We start from the raw sequence: 18,725 nt of genomic DNA, 5'->3' as shown, positions 1-18,725 counted from the left end.
AGGATCACGCGGGGATGGGGATGCCGTGGTCGACGAGAAAGGCGACAAAGGCCGCTTCATCCAGGACCTTGAGCCCCAGCTCATTGGCCTTGGCCAGTTTGGAACCGGCTCCGGGGCCGGCGACGACGCAGTGGGTTTTCGCCGAAACGGACCCCGCCACCTTGGCCCCCAGGCTTTCCAGCTTTTCCTTGGCCACATCGCGACTCATCAACTCCAGGGAGCCGGTGAGCACCCAGGTCTTGCCAGCCAACGGCAGGCCTTCGACCACCTTCTTCTCGCTCTGCCAATGCATGCCAAAGGCCTTGAGCTGCTCTTCGATGGCCTGGGCCAACCGGGCATTGGCCGGGTTGTCGAAGAACTCCCGCACCGACTTGGCCTGCTTCTCCGGCAGGGCCTGGCGCATATCCAGCCAGTCAGCCGCAATCACGCCCTGCAGGGAACCGAACTTGTCTGCCAGTTTCTGCGCCGCACCCGGCCCCACCGAGGGGATATTAAGCTTGTCGAGCATGCCGCCCAGCGTGGTGCTGGCGGCAAACTCTGCCCCCAGCTCGCCCTGATCCTGCAACACCAGGCCGCATTGATCCTCGGCCAGCAAGGCACCAATCACGCTCCGGTTATGACTGTCTTCGAAGAAGCTGTGAATCTCGTGGGCCACTTCCAGCCCCACATCCGGCAGGTAGGTCAGCACCTGGGGCAAAGCCTGCTGGACCCGCTCCAGGGTTCCCAGGGAACGGGCCAGGACCTTGGCGGTTTCCTCACCCACATCCGGAATGCCCAAGGCATAGATGAAGCGAGCCAGGGCCGGACGCTTGCTGTCCTCGATAGCCTTGAGCAGCTTGTTGCTGGAAACCTCGGCAAAACCTTCCAGATCGATGATCTGTTCGTACTTGAGCTGATAGAGATCCGCAGGCGAAGCAATGAGCTTTTCGTCCACCAGTTGCTCGATGGTCTTGTCCCCCAGGCCTTCGATGTCCATGGCTCGACGGGAAACGAAGTGGATGATCGCCTGTTTGAGCTGGGCACCGCAGGCCAGGCGACCGACGCAACGATACACCGCGCCTTCGCTGACGGTTTCCCGGCCCTTGCTGCGCTTGACCAGTTGCGTGCGTTCGACATGAGAGCCACAGACCGGACAGCTTTGCGGAATCTGTACCGGCCGGGCGTTTTCAGGGCGACGCTCAACGACCACCTGCACCACTTGCGGGATCACGTCACCGGCGCGGCGGATGATCACCGTGTCGCCGATCATCAGCCCCAGGCGCGCCACCTCATCCATATTGTGCAAAGTAGCGTTGGACACAGTGACTCCCGCCACCTTGACGGGCTTCAGGCGCGCCACTGGCGTCACCGCGCCGGTGCGGCCGACCTGGAATTCCACATCCAGCAACTCGGTGAGTTCTTCCATGGCCGGGAATTTATGGGCAATGGCCCAACGCGGCTCCCGGGCACGGAAACCCAGTTCACGCTGAGAGGCGATGCTGTTGACCTTGAACACCACACCGTCGATCTCATAGGGCAGCGCATTGCGCCGCTCGCCGATCTCACGGTAATAGTCCAGGCATTCATCAACCCCTTTGGCCAGGCGCAGCTCACGACTGATGGGCATGCCCCACTGCTTGAGTTGCTCCAGGTTGCCGATATGCGTGTCGGCAATATCGGCGCTGACTTGGCCCAGGCCGTAGCAGCAGAACTCCAGCGGCCGGCTGGCAGTGATCTTCGAGTCCAGCTGGCGCAGGCTACCCGCCGCCGCATTGCGCGGGTTGGCGAAGGTCTTGCCGCCCGACTCCAGTTGCGCCGCATTCAGGCGCTCGAAACCGGCCTTGGACATGAAGACTTCGCCGCGCACCTCCAGGGTCGCCGGCCAGCCGCTGCCTTGCAGCTTGAGCGGAATGTTGCGCACGGTACGCACGTTGACACTGATGTCTTCGCCGGTGGTGCCGTCGCCACGGGTGGCGCCCCGGACCAGCACGCCGTCCTGATACAGCAGGCTGACCGCCAGGCCGTCGAGCTTGGGCTCGCAGCTGTACTCCACCGCCGCGCCACCACCGAACAGATCGCCCGCCGGCAGGTCCAGGCCCTCGTTGACCCGGCGATCAAACTCGCGCATGTCGACTTCTTCAAAAGCGTTACCCAGGCTGAGCATGGGGATTTCATGGCGCACCTGGGTGAAGGCCGAGAGCGCCGCGCTGCCCACACGCTGGGTTGGAGAGTCACTGGTGACCAGCTCCGGGTGCTCGGCCTCCAGGGCCTTGAGCTCGTGGTACAGGCGGTCGTACTCGACGTCCGGAATGCTCGGTTCGTCCAGTACGTGGTAACGGTAGTTGTGTTGGTCCAGCTCGGCGCGCAGCTCAAGAATGCGGGTTTCAGCGGCGGTCATGGGGGTTCTCTCATAAAGCAAAAGAGCAGCCTAGGCTGCTCGATCTGAAGATGGGGGCGTGGGCTTCGCTGGCAAGCCAGTTCCTGCACAGTCAGCTCCTGCGAGAGGAGCTGACTGTGGAAGCTTAGCGCTTCTGGGTCAGAGCGCGGCGTTCGAATTCGACGATACGCTGACGGTAGTGCTCGATGGTCTGGGCAGTCAGCACGCTGCGCTGGTCGTCCTTGAGTTCGCCATTGAGCTCCTGGGACAGCTTGCGCGCCGCCGCCACCATCACGTCGAAGGCTTGCTTCGGGTGACGCGGGCCAGGCAAGCCGAGGAAGAAGCTCACCGCCGGAGTGCTGAAGTGATCGATATCATCCAGATCGAACACGCCGGGCTTGACCGCATTGGCCATGGAGAAAAGCACTTCGCCATTGCCCGCCATGCTTTCGTGGCGGTGGAAGATATCCATCTCGCCAAAACGCAGGCCACTTTCAAGGATGTTCTGCAACAGTGCCGGGCCTTTGAAACCAGCGCTGTCGCGGCAGATCACACTGATCACCAGAACTTCTTCGGCTTGCGGCTGTTCCTTGTCGCTGTGACCGGCAGCCTTGCCTTCATCCGCCGGGAAGTCATCGTCGCGGCTACTGAAGCTTGGGCCGCTATCCAGATCCAGGTCCAGATTGAGGTCACCCTGATGAGGCTCGCCCCCACGCTTGCCGCGCTTGGACGAAGAACTATCCCGAGGCTCGCGGGCAGGCATGCTCACCGACGGCAGATCGTGCTCGTCCAGTTGCGGTTCTTTATGAGTATCCAGCACCCGAGGCGGACCCAGGAGTTCGGCACTGCCTTCATCGTCCGGCAGATTGGAAAGACTTCGATCAAGACGGAACTTCAACTTCCCCTTGCCGCCGCGCATACGCCGCCAGCCATCAAAAAGAATACCGGCGATAACAATAATGCCGATGACGATCAGCCACTCGCGCAGACCGATTTCCATGTAATCCCGTGCCTCTATAAAAAATGCTGAAAAATAAGGGGTTTACAATCTGCAAACCGCTTTAAAACGTGGCGCCAACTCTATGTTCTGAATGGCGTTTTGCCCACGCATAGGAAAAATTGACATTAAACTAGCACGACCAAAGGCAACTTTACACCGTCTGTCGCAACGGTTACGGCCAATATGTCGATTGGCCAGCTTGGTAATGGGAAAAATCCCCCGACTTGCCGTCCAATAGTCGCCTTAGTCGCCCGGACTCAAGCGTCCACCATCGCCATCGCCTCCTCGACATCCACGGCTACCAGGCGCGAACAACCGGGTTCGTGCATCGTCACCCCCATCAACTGATCGGCCATTTCCATGGCGATCTTGTTGTGGGTGATATAGATGAACTGCACAGTCTGCGACATCTCTTTAACCAATCTTGCATAGCGTCCAACGTTAGCGTCATCCAGCGGCGCGTCAACTTCATCGAGCATGCAGAACGGCGCCGGATTCAACTTGAAGATGGCGAATACCAGGGCCAAGGCAGTCAATGCCTTTTCGCCCCCCGAGAGCAAATGAATGGTGCTGTTCTTCTTCCCGGGAGGACGCGCCATGATCGTTACCCCTGTATCGAGTAGATCTTCGCCCGTCAGTTCCAAATAAGCGCTGCCGCCACCGAAAACTTTTGGAAAGAGTGCCTGCAAACCGCCGTTGATCTGATCAAAGGTATCTTTGAATCGATTGCGGGTTTCCTTGTCGATCTTGCGAATCACGTTTTCCAGGGTTTCCAGGGCCTCCACCAGATCGGCGTCCTGGGCATCCAGATAGCGCTTGCGCTCTGACTGCTGCTGATACTCGTCGATGGCCGCAAGGTTGATTGCGCCCAAGCGTTGAATTCTTGCCGCAATGCGCTCCAGCTCTTCTTCCGCGGCCTGCTCGCTGGCCTCCCCGGTCAGGGTCGCCAGCACGCCGTCCAGGTCGTAGCCATCGGCCAGCAACTGCTCCTGCAAGGTCTTGCGACGCACGGTCAGGGCTTGCCATTCCATGCGTTGCTGTTCGAGCTGGCCGCGGATCAGTTGGGATTGCTGCTCGGCCTGGTTACGGCGCTTCTCGGCATCACGCAGTTCGCGATCGGCATCTTCTAGGGCGATCTGCGCGGTCTTGAGCTCGACATCAACGGTCATGCGCTTTTCCAGCAGTTCTTCGAGCTTGAGGCGCAGTTCTTCCAGCGGCGCCTCGCCCTCCTCCAGGTTGAGGCTGAGCTGTTCGCGCTTCTCGGTCAGGCGCTCGGACTGCAGCTCCAGACGCTCCAGGGCCTGACGGGTAGAGTCATGTTGGGCCTTAAGGGAGCCCATGCGCACCGCCAATTGATGAGCGTGATCCTTGTGCTGGCGTGCTTCCTGGCGCACCCGATCAAGGCGCTCGCGCAAGCTGTCGCGCTGGGCCAACAGCAGCTCACGCTGCTCGGTGTCCAGGGCCATGCTGTCGAGGGCCTCCTGCAATTGCAGACGCGCCTCGCCCACTTGTTCATGCTCCAGCTCACGCTGCTCGCCGAGCTCTACCAGCTCTTCATCGAGGCGGGTACGACGCAGATTCAACTGCTCAGCCTTGGCCTTGCCGGCGGACAGCTTGGCTTTCAACTCTCCCTGCTGGCGAGCCTCGTCCTGCAACAGGCGACGCAAGTGTTCGCGACCGTTCTCCTGCTGACGTTGCTGGGCCCGCAGGTTGAGCAATTGACTCTCCAGGGCTTCGACACTGGCTTCGCGCTCATCGCGCTCCAGGGTCAGTTGCTGGATTTCCTGGCCTCGCGCCAGCACGCCGCTTTCCGCTTCGCTGGCCCGCCGCACCCGCAGGAAATGCCGGCCGACCCAGTAGCCGTCGCGACTGATCAGGCTCTGCCCGGCTGCCAGTTGCCCACGCAAGGCCAGGGCCTGTTCGAGGTTTTCCACCGGTTTGACCTGCCCCAGCCAGGGCGACAGATCGACCGTGGATTCCACCTTGTCCAGCAAGCTGCCGGGCATGCGCAGCGCATCGCCTTGCAGGCTCAGCAGACGCAGGTCGCCTTGCTGGAAACCGGCCAGATCGATACCGGTGAAATCATCCACCAGCACCGCTTGCAGATCGGCGCCGAGCACGGTTTCCACCGCCAGCTCCCAGCCCGCTTCCACGTGCATGCCATCGGCCAGGCGCGGACGCTCGGCCAACTGCTGTTCACGCAGCCACTGTGCAGTACCGGTGCCCGGGTCCAACGCGGCTTGCTGCAGGGCCTCCAGAGACGCCAAGCGGCCATTGAGCCGCTGCAATTCACCCTGGGCCTGCTGCTGGGCCTGGGTCGCCTGCTGCAATTGCTGGCGCAGTTGCTCCAGGCGCTCGACCTGGGATTCCTCACTGGCTTGCAGGTCTTCCAGAGTTGCTTCGCTGGCGGCCAATTGTTCGTTGAGTTCGAGGATCGCCGCGTCTTCCGGGTCGGCCGAGAGCAACTCACGCTCCTCCCCCAGGCGTCGCTGACGCTCGGCCAGCCGCTCCATGCTGCTTTCGAGCTGCTGGATGCGCGACTGCTGCACTTCCGCCTGGCGCCGCGGCTCGGCAGAACTCAGGTTGAAGGCGTCCCACTGCTCCTGCCAGCCGTGCATGGTGGTTTCGGCTTCTTCCAGGGTCGCGGCGGCTTCCTCGGCGGCGGCTGCAGTGACCTCCTGCTCAGGTTCGAGCATGGCCAGCTCTTCCCCCAGGGTTGCCAGCAAAGTGCGGTCGTGGCCCAGGTGTGACTCGGTCTCCAGACGCGCACGTTCGGCTTCCTTGAGATCATCCTGCAATTGCCGCAGGCGCTGCTGGCCGTGCTGGATGCTTTGCTCGACCCGGGCAATGTCGCCGCCCACCGAATAGAAGCGCCCCTGCACCAGATTGAAGCGCTCGGACAATTCATGGTGACCGTCACGCAAGCGTTCGATAGCAGCATCGGCATTGCGCTGCTCAGCCACCAGGGCCTCGAAGCTGACTTCCTGGCTACCGATCACCGACTCGCGCTGGCCGACCTGCTCATTCAATGCCTGCCAGCGCAGAGCCGACAGTTGCGCCTTGAGCTGGCGCTCCTCGGCCTTGTATTCCTGGTACTTCTCGGCGGCCTGGGCCTGGCGATGCAGGCGTTCCAGCTGACGCTCCAGCTCTTCGCGCAGATCGGTCAGGCGGGCGAGGTTCTCATGGGTGCGGCGGATGCGGTTTTCCGTCTCGCGCCGGCGCTCCTTGTACTTGGAAATGCCCGCGGCTTCTTCAATGAAGTTACGCAGGTCCTCGGGCTTGGCCTCGATCAGCTTGGAGATCATGCCCTGCTCGATGATCGAGTAGCTGCGTGGCCCCAGGCCGGTGCCAAGGAAGATGTCGGTGATGTCCCGACGGCGGCACTTGGCGCCGTTGAGGAAATAGCTGTTCTGGCTGTCGCGTGTGACCTTGCGGCGAATGGAGATCTCGGCGTAGGCCGCGTATTCGCCCACCAGGGTGCCGTCGGAGTTGTCGAACACCAGTTCGATACTGGCCTGGCTCACTGGCTTGCGACTGGTGGAGCCATTGAAGATGACATCGGTCATCGACTCGCCACGCAGGTTTTTCGCCGAGCTTTCGCCCATCACCCAGCGCACGGCGTCGATGATATTCGACTTGCCGCAGCCATTGGGCCCCACCACCGCCGCCATGTTACTGGGGAAGTTCACCGTGGTCGGATCGACGAAGGACTTGAACCCCGCCAGCTTGATGCACTTGAGTCGCACGCTTAAGCATCCGCCAACGCAGACACCACCAGATCGCTGCTGCGCTGGGCGTAGGCCGTCAACACCTGGCGGATCTGCTCCAGATCACGGGCCAGCACCGCGGCCAGCAACTGCTCGAACAATTCCAGGTACTCGCTCATCGACGCCTTGCGCTGCTCCAGTGCCAGGTAATAGGCACGGCTCATGGCCGGCTGCAGATTCTCGACGGTTTCCTGCAGGTAAGGGTTGTTGGCAAAAGGATAGGCCGCGCGCATCACGCTGAAGCTGTCCTCGACGAAGGCGCGGATGTCCTGGCGCTCGTAGGCACCCTCCAGACGCTGCTGGATCTGCAGGAACGGCGTCATGTCGCTCTGCTGCACCCAGCCGCTGGCCACGCAGTTGCCCAGCAGGATGTACAACTCGCTCATCAGGGTGCAAAGACTGCGGACCTTGTGCTCGGTGAGCTCGGTCACGTGGGCACCACGGCGCGGCAGGATGGCAATCAGATGGCGGCGCTCAAGAATCAGCAAGGCCTCGCGGACCGAACCACGACTGACATTGAGGGCCAAGGTGACCTTCTGTTCCTGAATGCGCTCTCCAGGCTTGAGATCCCCGCGAATGATACGTTCGGCGAGGTGGTGAGCAATCTGCTCGGCGAGGCTGTCCGGCGCCTTGAACGTCATGGTTTTCCTTCAAAATCTTTAATCGGCACAAGCGGCGCAGTGTAGCGCAATTGCTACCCCATCGCGGAGTGCTCCGACAGGGGAATTTGGCATGAAACAAGCAGATTGATGTTGATTCAAGGGTTTCTCAAATGCCGTTCATACTTGAAATGTTGAGCACAGAAATTTCCTGACCCAAAGGTCAGAAAATCATTGACCGAAAAGTCAGACATGACTAAATTCGGCTCAGTTCGCTTAACAACAATAAAGAGTCTGCGAGGCCTTCCGTGATCCAGTTTTTACTCAACCAGGAACTCCGTAGCGAGCACGCCCTGGACCCAAACCTGACCGTGCTCAACTATCTGCGCGAGCACCTGGGCAAACCCGGCACCAAGGAAGGCTGCGCCAGCGGCGACTGCGGCGCCTGCACCGTGGTGGTGGGCGAGTTGCAGGTGGATGCCCAGGGCGGCGAATCCATTCGCTATCGCAGCCTCAACTCGTGCCTGACCTTCGTCTCCTCCTTGCACGGCAAACAGCTGATCAGCGTCGAAGGCCTCAAGCACCAGGGCCAACTGCACAGCGTGCAGCAGGCCATGGTCGAGTGCCACGGTTCACAATGCGGCTTTTGCACCCCAGGATTCGTCATGTCGCTGTTCGCCCTGCAAAAGAACAGCAGTGAACCCGACGCCCACAAGGCCCATGAGGCCCTGGCCGGCAACCTGTGCCGTTGCACCGGCTACCGGCCGATCCTCGCTGCTGCCGAGCAGGCCTGCTGCGGCCAGCAGAGCGATCAGTTCGACGCCCGCCAGACCGAGACCATCAGTCGCCTCAAGGCCATCGCTCCCAAGGACACCGGTGAACTCAACAGCGGCGACAAGCGCTGCCTGGTGCCGCTGACCGTGGCCGACCTGGCCGACCTCTACGACGCCTACCCCCAGGCACGGCTGCTGGCCGGTGGCACCGACCTGGCCCTGGAAGTCACCCAGTTCCACCGCACCCTGCCCGTGATGATCTACGTCGGTAACATTGCCGAGATGAAGCGCGTCGAACGCTTCGACGATCGCCTGGAGATCGGCGCGGCCACGGCCCTCACCGACTGCTACGACGCACTGCGCGCCGAGTACCCGGACTTCGGCGAATTGCTGCAGCGCTTCGCCTCGTTGCAGATCCGTAACCAGGGCACCCTGGGGGGCAATATCGGCAACGCCTCGCCCATCGGCGACTCACCGCCCCTGCTGATCGCCCTGGGTGCACAGATCGTACTGTGCAAGGGCGAAGTACGCCGCACCCTGGCCCTGGAAGACTATTTCATCGATTACCGGGTCACGGCCCGCCAGGACAGCGAGTTCATCGAGAAGATCATCGTGCCCCGGGCCAGCGCCGAACGGCTGTTCCGTGCGTACAAGGTCTCCAAGCGCCTGGACGACGATATCTCTGCGGTCTGCGCGGCCTTCAACCTGCAGATTGAAAACGGCGTGGTCAGCGATGCGCGCATTGCCTTCGGCGGTATGGCGGCAATCCCGAAACGAGCCAAGAGCTGTGAAACCGCACTGATTGGCGCGCCCTGGAACCTGTCCACGGTGGAGCGCGCCTGCGCCGCCCTGGCGGAGGATTTCACCCCGCTTTCGGATTTCCGTGCGAGCAAGGAATACCGCCTGCTGAGTGCGCAGAACCTGCTGCGCAAGTACTTCATCGAACTGCAAACACCGCACATCGAGACCCGGGTGACCGCTTATGTCTAATCATCACAAAGTCGAGAAGACTCAAGCCGAACTGACGGCCCTGTTTCACCAGGACCTGACCACGGGCGTTGGCCGCAGCGTCAAGCACGATAGCGCCGACAAACACGTGTCCGGCGAGGCGCTGTACATCGACGACCGCCTGGAATTCCCCAACCAGTTGCACGTCTACGCGCGACTGTCGGACCGAGCCCACGCCAAAGTCATCAGCATTGACACCGGCCCCTGCTACGCCTTCGAAGGCGTGCGCATCGCCATTACTCATGAAGACATTCCCGGCTTGAAGGACATCGGCCCGCTGCTGCCCGGCGACCCGCTGCTGGCCATCGATACCGTGCAGTTCGTCGGCCAGCCGGTGCTGGCGGTGGCCGCCAAGGATCTGGAAACCGCGCGCAAGGCGGCCATGGCCGCGATCATCGAGTACGAGGACCTGGAACCGGTGCTGGACGTGGTGGAAGCCCTGCGCAAGCGCCACTTCGTGCTGGACAGCCACACTCACCAGCGCGGCGATTCCGCCGGCGCCCTGGCCAACGCCGAACACCGCATCCAGGGCACGCTGCATATCGGCGGCCAGGAGCATTTCTACCTGGAAACCCAGATTTCCTCGGTGATGCCCACCGAGGACGGCGGCATGATCGTCTACTGCTCGACCCAGAACCCCACCGAAGTGCAGAAACTGGTGGCGGAAGTGCTCGACGTGTCGATGAACAAGATAGTGGTCGACATGCGGCGCATGGGCGGCGGCTTCGGCGGCAAGGAAACCCAGGCCGCCAGCCCTGCCTGCCTGTGCGCGGTGATCGCCCGCCTCACCGGCCAGCCCACCAAGATGCGCCTGCCCCGGGTCGAAGACATGCTCATGACCGGCAAGCGTCACCCGTTCTACATCGAATACGACGTGGGCTTCGACAGCAACGGCCGCCTGCACGGCATCCAACTGGAACTGGCGGGCAACTGCGGCTGCTCACCGGACCTCTCGGCGTCCATCGTCGACCGGGCGATGTTCCACTCCGACAACGCCTACTACCTGGGCGACGCCACCATCAACGGCCACCGCTGCAAGACCAACACCGCCTCCAACACCGCCTACCGCGGTTTCGGCGGCCCGCAAGGCATGGTCGCTATTGAAGAGGTGATGGACGCCATCGCCCGCCACCTGCACCTGGACCCGCTGGCGGTGCGCAAGGCCAACTACTACGGCAAGACCGAACGCAACGTCACCCATTACTACCAGACCGTCGAGCACAACATGCTCGAAGAGATGACGGCCGAACTGGAAGCCAGCAGCCAGTATGCCGAGCGTCGCGAAGCCATCCGGCTGTACAACGCCAACAGCCCGATCCTGAAAAAGGGCCTGGCACTGACCCCAGTGAAGTTCGGCATCTCCTTCACCGCCAGCTTCCTCAACCAGGCCGGCGCGCTGATCCACATCTACACCGACGGCAGCATCCACCTGAACCACGGCGGCACCGAAATGGGCCAGGGCCTGAACGTCAAGGTGGCCCAGGTAGTGGCCGAGGTGTTCCAGGTGGACATCGAGCGGGTACAGATCACTGCCACCAACACCGACAAAGTACCCAACACCTCGCCCACCGCGGCATCCAGTGGCGCCGACCTCAACGGCAAGGCCGCGCAGAACGCAGCGCAGACCATCAAGTCGCGCCTGGTGGAGTTTGCCGCGCGCAAGTACCAGGTCAGCGAAGAGGATGTGGAGTTCCACAACGGCCACGTGCGTGTCCGCGACCATATCCTGACCTTCGAGGAACTGATCCAGCAGGCGTATTTCGCCCAGGTGTCGCTGTCCAGCACCGGTTTCTACAAGACCCCGAAGATCTACTACGACCGCAGCCAGGCTCGGGGTCGGCCGTTCTACTACTTCGCCTTTGGCGCAGCCTGCGCCGAGGTGATAGTCGATACCCTGACCGGCGAGTACAAGATGCTGCGTACCGACATCCTGCACGACGTCGGTGCCTCGCTGAACCCGGCCATCGACATCGGCCAGGTGGAAGGCGGTTACATCCAGGGCATGGGCTGGCTGACCACCGAGGAACTGGTGTGGAACGCCAAGGGCAAACTGATGACCAATGGTCCCGCCAGCTACAAGATCCCGGCGGTGGCCGACATGCCCCTGGACCTGCGGGTCAAGCTGGTGGAGAACCGCAAGAACCCAGAAGACACGGTGTTCCACTCCAAGGCCGTGGGCGAGCCGCCGTTCATGCTTGGCATCGCTGCCTGGTGCGCGATCAAGGACGCAGTGGCCAGCCTGGGCGACTACCGCCATCAACCGCAGATCGATGCCCCGGCAACACCGGAGCGAGTGTTGTGGGGCTGCGAGCAGATGCGTCGCTTGCAGGTGACCAGGGCCGCGGATCAGCAAGTCGAGCTGGCGCCGCTGTAACGGCCTTCGCAGGCAAGCCCGCTCCTGCACCGCGCCCGTAGGAGCTGGCTTGCCGGCGAAGCAGCCCGAACAGACCACCAAGATGTCGAGGTAAACATGAACAACTGGATCAGCGCCCTCGCCGACCTGCAGAACCAGGGTGAACCCTGCGTGTTGGTGACCATCATCGAGGAGCTTGGCTCAACGCCGCGTAATGCCGGTTCGAAAATGGTCGTCAGCGCCACCCAGGCCTTCGACACCATCGGCGGCGGGCACCTGGAATACAAGGCCATGCAGATCGCCCGTGACCTGCTCGCCAGCGGCCAGCAGGCCACCCACCTGGAGCGCTTCAGCCTCGGTGCCAGCCTCGGCCAGTGCTGCGGCGGCGCCACCGTGCTGCTGTTCGAACCCATGGGCCAGGTGCAAGCGCAAATCGCCGTGTTCGGTGCCGGCCACGTCGGCCGCGCCCTGGTGCCACTCCTGGCCAGTCTGCCGTGCCGGGTACGCTGGATCGATTCCCGGGAACAGGAATTCCCGGAACAGATTCCCCAGGGCGTGAGCAAGATCGTCAGCGAAGAACCGGTGGAGGAAATCGATAACCTGCCGCCTGGCAGCTATTGCATCGTCATGACCCATAATCACCAGCTGGACCTGGAGTTGACCGCCGCCCTGCTCAAGCGCAACGACTTTGCCTATTTCGGCCTGATCGGCTCGAAGACCAAGCGGGTGAAGTTCGAGCACCGCTTGCGCGATCGCGGTTTCGACGCAACCACCTTGCAGCGCATGCGTTGCCCGATGGGGCTCGCTGAAGTCAAAGGCAAGTTGCCCGTGGAAATCGCCATCTCCATTGCCGGTGAGATCATCGCTACCTACAACGCCCATTTCGGCCAGTCCAGCGCCAGCACCGAACCCATTGCCAAGCTGCTGCCGGCTTCGCGCCGCAGCCAGACTTCGAACTGACACGCCACACACTGAGAACGACCATGCCTTTGACTCGCAAAGCCTACCGTGCCGCCATCCTGCACAGCATCGCCGACCCGGCCGAAGTCGGAATCGAAGCCTCCTACGAGTATTTCGAAGACGGCCTGCTGGTGGTCGAGGACGGCCGGATCAGCGCCCTCGGCCACGCCAGTGAACTGCTTGCCGGCCTGCCCGCCGATGTGCAGATCAATCATTACCCCGACGCCCTGATCACCCCGGGCTTCATCGACACCCACATCCACCTGCCCCAGACCGGCATGGTCGGTGCCTATGGCGAACAGTTGCTGGACTGGCTGAACACCTACACCTTCCCCTGTGAACGCCAGTTCGCCGATCAGGCCCACGCCGATGAAGTGGCGGACATCTTCATCAAGGAATTGCTGCGCAACGGCACCACCACCGCGCTGGTGTTTGGCAGCGTGCATCCACAGTCGGTCAATGCCTTCTTCGCCGCCGCCGAGAAACTCGACCTGCGGATGATCGCCGGCAAGGTGATGATGGACCGCAACGCCCCGGACTACCTGACCGACACCGCAGAGTCCGGCTATCTGGAAAGCAAGGAACTGATTGAGCGCTGGCACGGCAAGGGCCGCCTGCACTACGCGGTGACCCCGCGTTTCGCCCCAACCAGCACCCCGGAACAACTGACCCTGGCCGGCAAACTGCTGACCGAGTACCCCGATCTCTACATGCAGACTCACATCAGTGAAAACCTGCAGGAGATCGAATGGGTCAAGGAACTGTTCCCGGAGCGCAAGGGTTACCTGGACGTTTATGACCACTACCAACTGCTGGGGGAACGCTCGGTGTTCGCCCACGGCGTGCACCTGTGCGATGACGAATGTGCGCGCCTGGCGGAAACCGGTTCGGCCGTGGCCTTCTGCCCAACCTCGAACTTCTTCCTCGGCAGTGGTCTGTTCAACCTGCCCATGGCGGAAAAACACAAACTCAATGTCGGCCTGGGCACCGACGTCGGTGGCGGCACCAGTTTCTCGCTGCTGCAGACCCTGAACGAAGCCTACAAAGTCATGCAGTTGCAAGGCGCACGCCTGAGCCCGTTCAAGTCCCTGTACCTGGCAACCCTGGGCGGCGCCCGCGCCCTGCGCCTGGAAGATCGGATCGGCACTCTGCACCCTGGCACCGACGCCGACTTCGTGGTCCTCGACTACCACGCCACTCCCTTGCTCAGCTATCGCCTGAAGCAGGCCAACAGCATCGCTGAAACCCTGTTTGTACTGATGACCCTGGGGGACGATCGCACCGTGCTGCAGACCTACGCCGCCGGCCAGCCAGTCCACCAGCGCTAAGCCCGCAAACGAAAAATCCCCCGCTCGCGAAACATCGAACGGGGGATTTTTCACGCCTGAGTCCCAGGCGATCAGGTGCAGACTAGAACGTCACTTCCATGTTCAAGGTCGGCGCCGTGGTCCGCGTACCCCGTCCACCGTCCACCCCGAACTTGTTGTGCCAGTACTCGTAGCCAACACCCAGGTACAGGTTGGGCTTGACGTTCTTGCCGGGCAACACGGCCACCATCAGCGACGTCCGCACCAGGGTTTCCGCTGCGGTGTCACGATAGTTGTAGTCGTGGCCCTTTTCCCCGGTGTAGTTGACGAAGCCCTGGAACTTGGCGGCGTGACTGCCAACTTCGAAGGGACGCATCCAGGCCAGGTTGAGCATGTAAGTATCGTCGAAGGTGTGATCCGGGTCCTTGGCCCCGGGGATGCCGGAATGGTTGTTTTCCTTGTAGTACAGCAAGCTCAGGTCCAGCACGCCGACGGTGTTGAATTTCAGGGTCGGACCGAAGACCAGGGCGCGTTTCTTGGCCGAGCCCAGGTTGTTGTTGCGACTGGCATCGAAGCCCAGGGTCAGCGCGTAGTCCTTGACGAGGCCGGTGCCCAAGGGCGTATCGAACACCCGGGACGCGAAGAGCTGATGACGATAGACGCCATAGACTTCGCTGCTGCCCTTGTGGGTGCCCTTGCGCGGATCGTCGCTGTCGGAGAGCAGCAGATCCAGGTGCAGGTAGTTGCTGCCGTACTGGTAGCCACTGGCGTGGGTGAAACTGTAGATGCGCTTGCTGATGTAGTGCGGATTGTTCGGGTTGGTGAACTCCTTGCCGTACCGAAAGCCGACGCTGTTGTTCATCCACTCCAGGGCGGCTGCTTCCCCTGCTCCGATCAGTGTCATCAGCAGGGTTGCGCCTTGTAATGCCTTTTTCATTTTTATTATGTCCTGTGGCGGTGTGGCGTAAGGCAGCTTCGCTGGCTGCCGTCCGCACGCAGTATCGGCACAAGCGCCACAGGCCCCAAAGCACAGAATATCGATCAGCGCGCTGCCAAAACGGCAACAGCCGCCCACAGCCATGGACTCAGAGCGTTAGCTGGCCGAAAGCGCGCTCGGCCCGCTCGCGAATGGCGATCTCCTCGCCAAGCAGATGCGCCAGCGCCTCCACCGCGCTGGGCAGATCACGACCGCTGCGGGCATAGAGCCCCAGGTCGCTGTAGATCCCCCCCTGATCGCTCAGCGGGATATGCACCAGCTCCCCCTTGCTCAGGTCGCCCTCGACCCCGACCCGGGTCTGGAAGGCCACCCCCATGTTGTGCCGGGCCATCTGCCGCGCCAGCTCCATGGAGTTGCTCTGCAAGGGCGGCTTGTCCAACAGCCCCAAGCGCTTGTGCAACGGCGCCAGCAAGTGATGGATCGACAGCTCGCTCTTGGCCAGGATCAGCCCGTGCTCGGCGCAAGTGGCGAAATTGACGCTGCCCCGCTCGGCCAAGGGATGATCGGGACTGACCAGCGCCCCCAGGCGAAAATGACCGACGCTCAAGGGGCGGATCTCCGGCGCCCTGGGCAAGGCGAACGCCAGGCCCAGGTCCGCACGACTGTTGATCAAGGCCTGGGGAATGGATTGCGAGCCCTGCACCGTGACGCCGATGGTCACCTGTGGATACAGATCGCGCATGCGCTTGAGCACCGAGGGCAGCAGATCCACCGTCGCGCCTTCCACCGCGGCAATCTCCACATGCCCGCTCTTGAGGCCACGCAGGGCATCGAACTCCAGGCGCACCCGCTCCAGATCCTGCAGCACCAGATTGACATGACGGCTCATGACCTCACCCGCCAGGGTCAGGCGCAGGCCGCCCGGCAGGCGTTCGAACAAGGGCGCGCCGATTTCATCCTCGATCTTCAGGATCTGCCGGTTCACCGCCGAAGACGCGACATTCAAGCGCCGAGCAGCCTCGCGGATCGAATGACAGCGACGAACCATGTCGAAGTAATGGATGGCGGAAGAATGAATGCGTAGCGTTCTGCCGATCATGCCGCGGGCTCCTTTCGCAGGACCAGAGGCGCACGGATTGCCGGCCGTGAGCCTCGAAGCAGGCACTGTATACAATCTTGATTGAAATTTAAAACAATCTTCCTGATCAGGAGGCAGACCCGCCGCCAAACAAAAATCCCCCGCTGCATAGGGCTATGCAGCGAGGGATTTTCAGTCTGATCAAGGCTTACAGCTTGGCCGTCGGCCGCCCCGGCTTCTTGGTCTGCAGCAGGTGCGAGAACACCGCATGCAGGTCGTCCGAGGCGCTTTCCTCGTCGAGATTGAGCTTGCTGTCGATGTGATCCATGTGATGCATCATCAGGTTCACCGCCAGCTCGCCGTCGCGGGCCTCGATGGCGTCGATCAGTTGGGTGTGCTCATCGTAGGAGCAGTGGGAGCGGTTGCCGCTTTCATACTGGGCAATGATCAGCGACGTCTGGGACACCAGGCTGCGCTGGAAGCTGATCAGCGGTGCATTCTTCGCTGCTTCCGCCAGCTTCAGGTGAAACTCCCCGGACAGGCGGATACCGGCACCACGATCGCCTCGGGAAAAGCTGTCGCGCTCCTCGTTGACCATCTGCCGCAACTCCAGCAGCTGTTCGGCGGTGGCATGCTGGACCGCCAGCTCGGTAATGGCTCGCTCCACCAGACGCCGGGCGAGAAAGACCTGACGGGCTTCCTCGACGCTCGGACTGGCAACCACCGCCCCCCGATTGGGCCGCAACAGGACTACGCCTTCATGGGCCAGCCGCGACAATGCACGACGGATGATGGTCCGACTGACTCCGAATATTTCCCCAAGCGCCTCTTCACTCAACTTGGTGCCGGGCGCCAGGCGCTGCTCGAGGATGGCCTCAAAGATGTGCGCGTAGACAATATCGTCCTGGGTTCCGCTGCGACCGGCTTTGCCTGCTCGCGGTTGTTTCTTGAGAGGTTGCAACTGTTCGTTCATGGGCACTCGGGTCGGGAGGACTGCGGCGATTTCGGCGTGACTTTAATACGCCACGGTGGGTCGCTGGCAAGTATCGCGTTAAAACAGGGGCACATTGTACACAACCGCTGGGGATCATTAGCAAAAAGTGTTACCGGCCCCACCACTTACTCAACGACTGTACGGCTATTTGTAGTCACGGCTGTATTGCAATGCAAAGTTACTTTTAAGTTTAGGCTTGAACCTTGAACCCTATTACCGGCTCGTTGCTTGCGCAGGCTGCAAGCAGCGTTCGCCGGGTATGGGTTTTGCGTCTTTCGAGAACAAGGAATAGCAGTAATGTCCGACGCCACCCCCGCGCAATTACGCCCCCTCGCGGACACTTCGCCCTCCGCCATCGTTGCCGGCTTCATCGCCATGATGACCGGCTACACCAGTTCCCTGGTGCTGATGTTCCAGGCTGGGCAAGCCGCCGGCCTGACCAGCGGTCAGATCTCCTCCTGGATCTGGGCCATCTCCATTGGCATGGCGGTGTGCAGCATCGGCCTGTCTCTGCGCTATCGCACCCCCATCACCATCGCCTGGTCCACACCCGGCGCTGCCCTGCTGATCACCAGCCTGTCGGGAGTGACCTATGGCGAAGCCATTGGCGCCTACATCACTTGCGCGGTCCTGGTGACCATTTGCGGACTCACCGGCAGCTTCGAGCGCCTGGTGAAAAAGATCCCGGCATCCCTGGCAGCCGCCTTGCTGGCGGGAATCCTGTTCAAGATCGGCAGTGAAATCTTTGTGGCGGCCCAACACCGTACCGGTCTGGTACTGGGGATGTTCTTCACCTACCTGGTGGTCAAGCGCCTGTCGCCACGTTATGCCGTTCTCGCGGCCCTGCTGATCGGCACTGCACTGTCCGGGCTGATGGGCTTGCTGGACTTCAGTGGCTTCCACCTGGAAGTGGCGACGCCGGTCTGGACCACGCCGCACTTTTCCCTGGCGGCCACCATCAGCATCGGTATTCCACTGTTCGTGGTCGCCATGACCTCGCAGAACATGCCCGGGATCGCGGTGCTGCGCGCCGACGGCTACAACGTCCCGGCCTCGCCACTGATCACCGCCACCGGGCTGGCTTCGTTGCTGCTGGCGCCATTTGGTTCCCACGGCATCAACCTGGCGGCCATCAGCGCTGCGATCTGCACCGGCCCCCACGCCCACGAAGATCGCAGCAAGCGTTACACCGCCGCAGTGTGGTGCGGGGTTTTCTATGGCATTGCCGGGGTCTTCGGCGCCACCCTGGCTGCGCTGTTCGCGGCCTTGCCCAAGGAACTGGTGCTGTCCATCGCCGCCCTGGCGCTGTTCGGCTCGATCATCAACGGCTTGAGCATCGCCATGAGTGAAGTGAAGGAGCGAGAAGCGGCGCTGATCACCTTTATGGTGACGGCCTCGGGGCTGACGCTGTTCTCCATTGGCTCGGCGTTCTGGGGAATTGTCGCTGGGGTGGTGACCTTGATGATTCTGAATTGGCGCAGCGCCTGAAGGGCTTCGCTGGCCTACACAGACCGGCGCCCACTGCAGGAGCCAGCCTGCCGGCGAATAGCGCCCACGACAAAACCCGGGGCTGGCCCGTGGCAGATGCAAGGA

General features: G+C 61.9%; 12 protein-coding genes. 5 read left to right on the top strand and 7 right to left on the bottom strand.

The features are described from left to right. Nucleotides 1–4: 4 nt before the first annotated feature. The 4 genes from ligA to KHO49_RS10545 all read right to left on the bottom strand — a co-directional run bounded on the left by ligA (nucleotide 5) and on the right by KHO49_RS10545 (nucleotide 7,764). On the bottom strand, nucleotides 5–2,377 hold the full coding sequence (ligA, locus tag KHO49_RS10560; protein WP_123392352.1) for an NAD-dependent DNA ligase LigA: 2,373 nt from the start codon (nucleotides 2,375–2,377) through the stop codon (nucleotides 5–7). Between the two features lie 124 nt (nucleotides 2,378–2,501). Then, nucleotides 2,502–3,356: a cell division protein ZipA gene (gene zipA, locus KHO49_RS10555; RefSeq protein WP_102878987.1), complete on the bottom strand. Its 855-nt coding sequence runs from the start codon at nucleotides 3,354–3,356 to the stop codon at nucleotides 2,502–2,504. A gap of 257 nt (nucleotides 3,357–3,613) precedes the next feature. Further along, complete coding sequence (gene smc, locus KHO49_RS10550) at nucleotides 3,614–7,102, bottom strand: chromosome segregation protein SMC (protein ID WP_213664991.1); 3,489 nt, start codon at nucleotides 7,100–7,102, stop codon at nucleotides 3,614–3,616. Between the two features lie 2 nt (nucleotides 7,103–7,104). Next, on the bottom strand, nucleotides 7,105–7,764 hold the full coding sequence (locus tag KHO49_RS10545; RefSeq protein WP_102863827.1) for a GntR family transcriptional regulator: 660 nt from the start codon (nucleotides 7,762–7,764) through the stop codon (nucleotides 7,105–7,107). Nucleotides 7,765–8,030: 266 nt separating this feature from the next. Here KHO49_RS10545 and xdhA point away from each other — a divergent pair, with 266 nt between their 5' ends. The 4 genes from xdhA to guaD all read left to right on the top strand — a co-directional run bounded on the left by xdhA (nucleotide 8,031) and on the right by guaD (nucleotide 14,144). Beyond that, entirely contained in the window at nucleotides 8,031–9,485 is a 1,455-nt protein-coding gene (gene xdhA, locus KHO49_RS10540; RefSeq protein ID WP_102863828.1) for a xanthine dehydrogenase small subunit, read from the top strand. Next, nucleotides 9,478–11,877, top strand: a complete 2,400-nt coding sequence (xdhB, locus tag KHO49_RS10535) for a xanthine dehydrogenase molybdopterin binding subunit (RefSeq protein ID WP_115581941.1) — start codon at nucleotides 9,478–9,480, stop codon at nucleotides 11,875–11,877. Before xdhA ends, xdhB begins: the two co-directional genes overlap by 8 nt. 96 nt (nucleotides 11,878–11,973) lie before the next feature. Next, on the top strand, nucleotides 11,974–12,816 hold the full coding sequence (xdhC, locus tag KHO49_RS10530) for a xanthine dehydrogenase accessory protein XdhC (protein WP_213664990.1): 843 nt from the start codon (nucleotides 11,974–11,976) through the stop codon (nucleotides 12,814–12,816). Nucleotides 12,817–12,839: 23 nt separating this feature from the next. Next, on the top strand, nucleotides 12,840–14,144 hold the full coding sequence (gene guaD / locus KHO49_RS10525; protein WP_213664989.1) for a guanine deaminase: 1,305 nt from the start codon (nucleotides 12,840–12,842) through the stop codon (nucleotides 14,142–14,144). Between the two features lie 82 nt (nucleotides 14,145–14,226). On the opposite strand, the gene KHO49_RS10520 is transcribed toward guaD, so the two are convergent. The 3 genes from KHO49_RS10520 to KHO49_RS10510 form a co-directional block, all read right to left on the bottom strand. Further along, nucleotides 14,227–15,060 (bottom strand): nucleoside-binding protein, encoded by an 834-nt coding sequence (locus tag KHO49_RS10520; protein WP_102878982.1) that lies wholly within the window; start codon nucleotides 15,058–15,060, stop codon nucleotides 14,227–14,229. Between the two features lie 148 nt (nucleotides 15,061–15,208). Continuing rightward, nucleotides 15,209–16,159, bottom strand: a complete 951-nt coding sequence (locus KHO49_RS10515; protein ID WP_102863832.1) for a LysR family transcriptional regulator — start codon at nucleotides 16,157–16,159, stop codon at nucleotides 15,209–15,211. 187 nt (nucleotides 16,160–16,346) lie between these two features. Beyond that, nucleotides 16,347–17,111 carry a GntR family transcriptional regulator gene (locus tag KHO49_RS10510; RefSeq protein ID WP_025128787.1) on the bottom strand — a complete coding sequence of 255 codons (765 nt, stop codon included), beginning with the start codon at nucleotides 17,109–17,111 and terminating at the stop codon, nucleotides 16,347–16,349. A gap of 318 nt (nucleotides 17,112–17,429) precedes the next feature. Here KHO49_RS10510 and KHO49_RS10505 point away from each other — a divergent pair, with 318 nt between their 5' ends. After that, a complete protein-coding gene (locus KHO49_RS10505) occupies nucleotides 17,430–18,620 on the top strand; it encodes a benzoate/H(+) symporter BenE family transporter (protein ID WP_123392323.1) in 1,191 nt (396 codons plus the stop codon). Nucleotides 18,621–18,725: the final 105 nt, after the last annotated feature.

Source organism: Pseudomonas sp. RC4D1, assembly GCF_018390395.1.
GTDB classification, from domain to species: domain Bacteria; phylum Pseudomonadota; class Gammaproteobacteria; order Pseudomonadales; family Pseudomonadaceae; genus Aquipseudomonas; species Aquipseudomonas danubii.
Note: the sequence above shows the minus strand (reverse complement) of the source record. Positions and strands in the feature narration are given on the sequence as shown.

What these genes read in the sequence shown, in the direction of transcription:
- ligA (WP_123392352.1), bottom strand. Translation starts at nt 2,377, where the DNA reads ATGACCGCCGCTGAAACCCGCATTCTTGAGCTGCGCGCCGAGCTGGAC.
- zipA (WP_102878987.1), bottom strand. Translation starts at nt 3,356, where the DNA reads ATGGAAATCGGTCTGCGCGAGTGGCTGATCGTCATCGGCATTATTGTT.
- KHO49_RS10545 (WP_102863827.1), bottom strand. Translation starts at nt 7,764, where the DNA reads ATGACGTTCAAGGCGCCGGACAGCCTCGCCGAGCAGATTGCTCACCAC.
- xdhB (WP_115581941.1), top strand. Translation starts at nt 9,478, where the DNA reads ATGTCTAATCATCACAAAGTCGAGAAGACTCAAGCCGAACTGACGGCC.
- xdhC (WP_213664990.1), top strand. Translation starts at nt 11,974, where the DNA reads ATGAACAACTGGATCAGCGCCCTCGCCGACCTGCAGAACCAGGGTGAA.
- guaD (WP_213664989.1), top strand. Translation starts at nt 12,840, where the DNA reads ATGCCTTTGACTCGCAAAGCCTACCGTGCCGCCATCCTGCACAGCATC.
- KHO49_RS10520 (WP_102878982.1), bottom strand. Translation starts at nt 15,060, where the DNA reads ATGAAAAAGGCATTACAAGGCGCAACCCTGCTGATGACACTGATCGGA.
- KHO49_RS10515 (WP_102863832.1), bottom strand. Translation starts at nt 16,159, where the DNA reads ATGATCGGCAGAACGCTACGCATTCATTCTTCCGCCATCCATTACTTC.
- KHO49_RS10510 (WP_025128787.1), bottom strand. Translation starts at nt 17,111, where the DNA reads ATGAACGAACAGTTGCAACCTCTCAAGAAACAACCGCGAGCAGGCAAA.
- KHO49_RS10505 (WP_123392323.1), top strand. Translation starts at nt 17,430, where the DNA reads ATGTCCGACGCCACCCCCGCGCAATTACGCCCCCTCGCGGACACTTCG.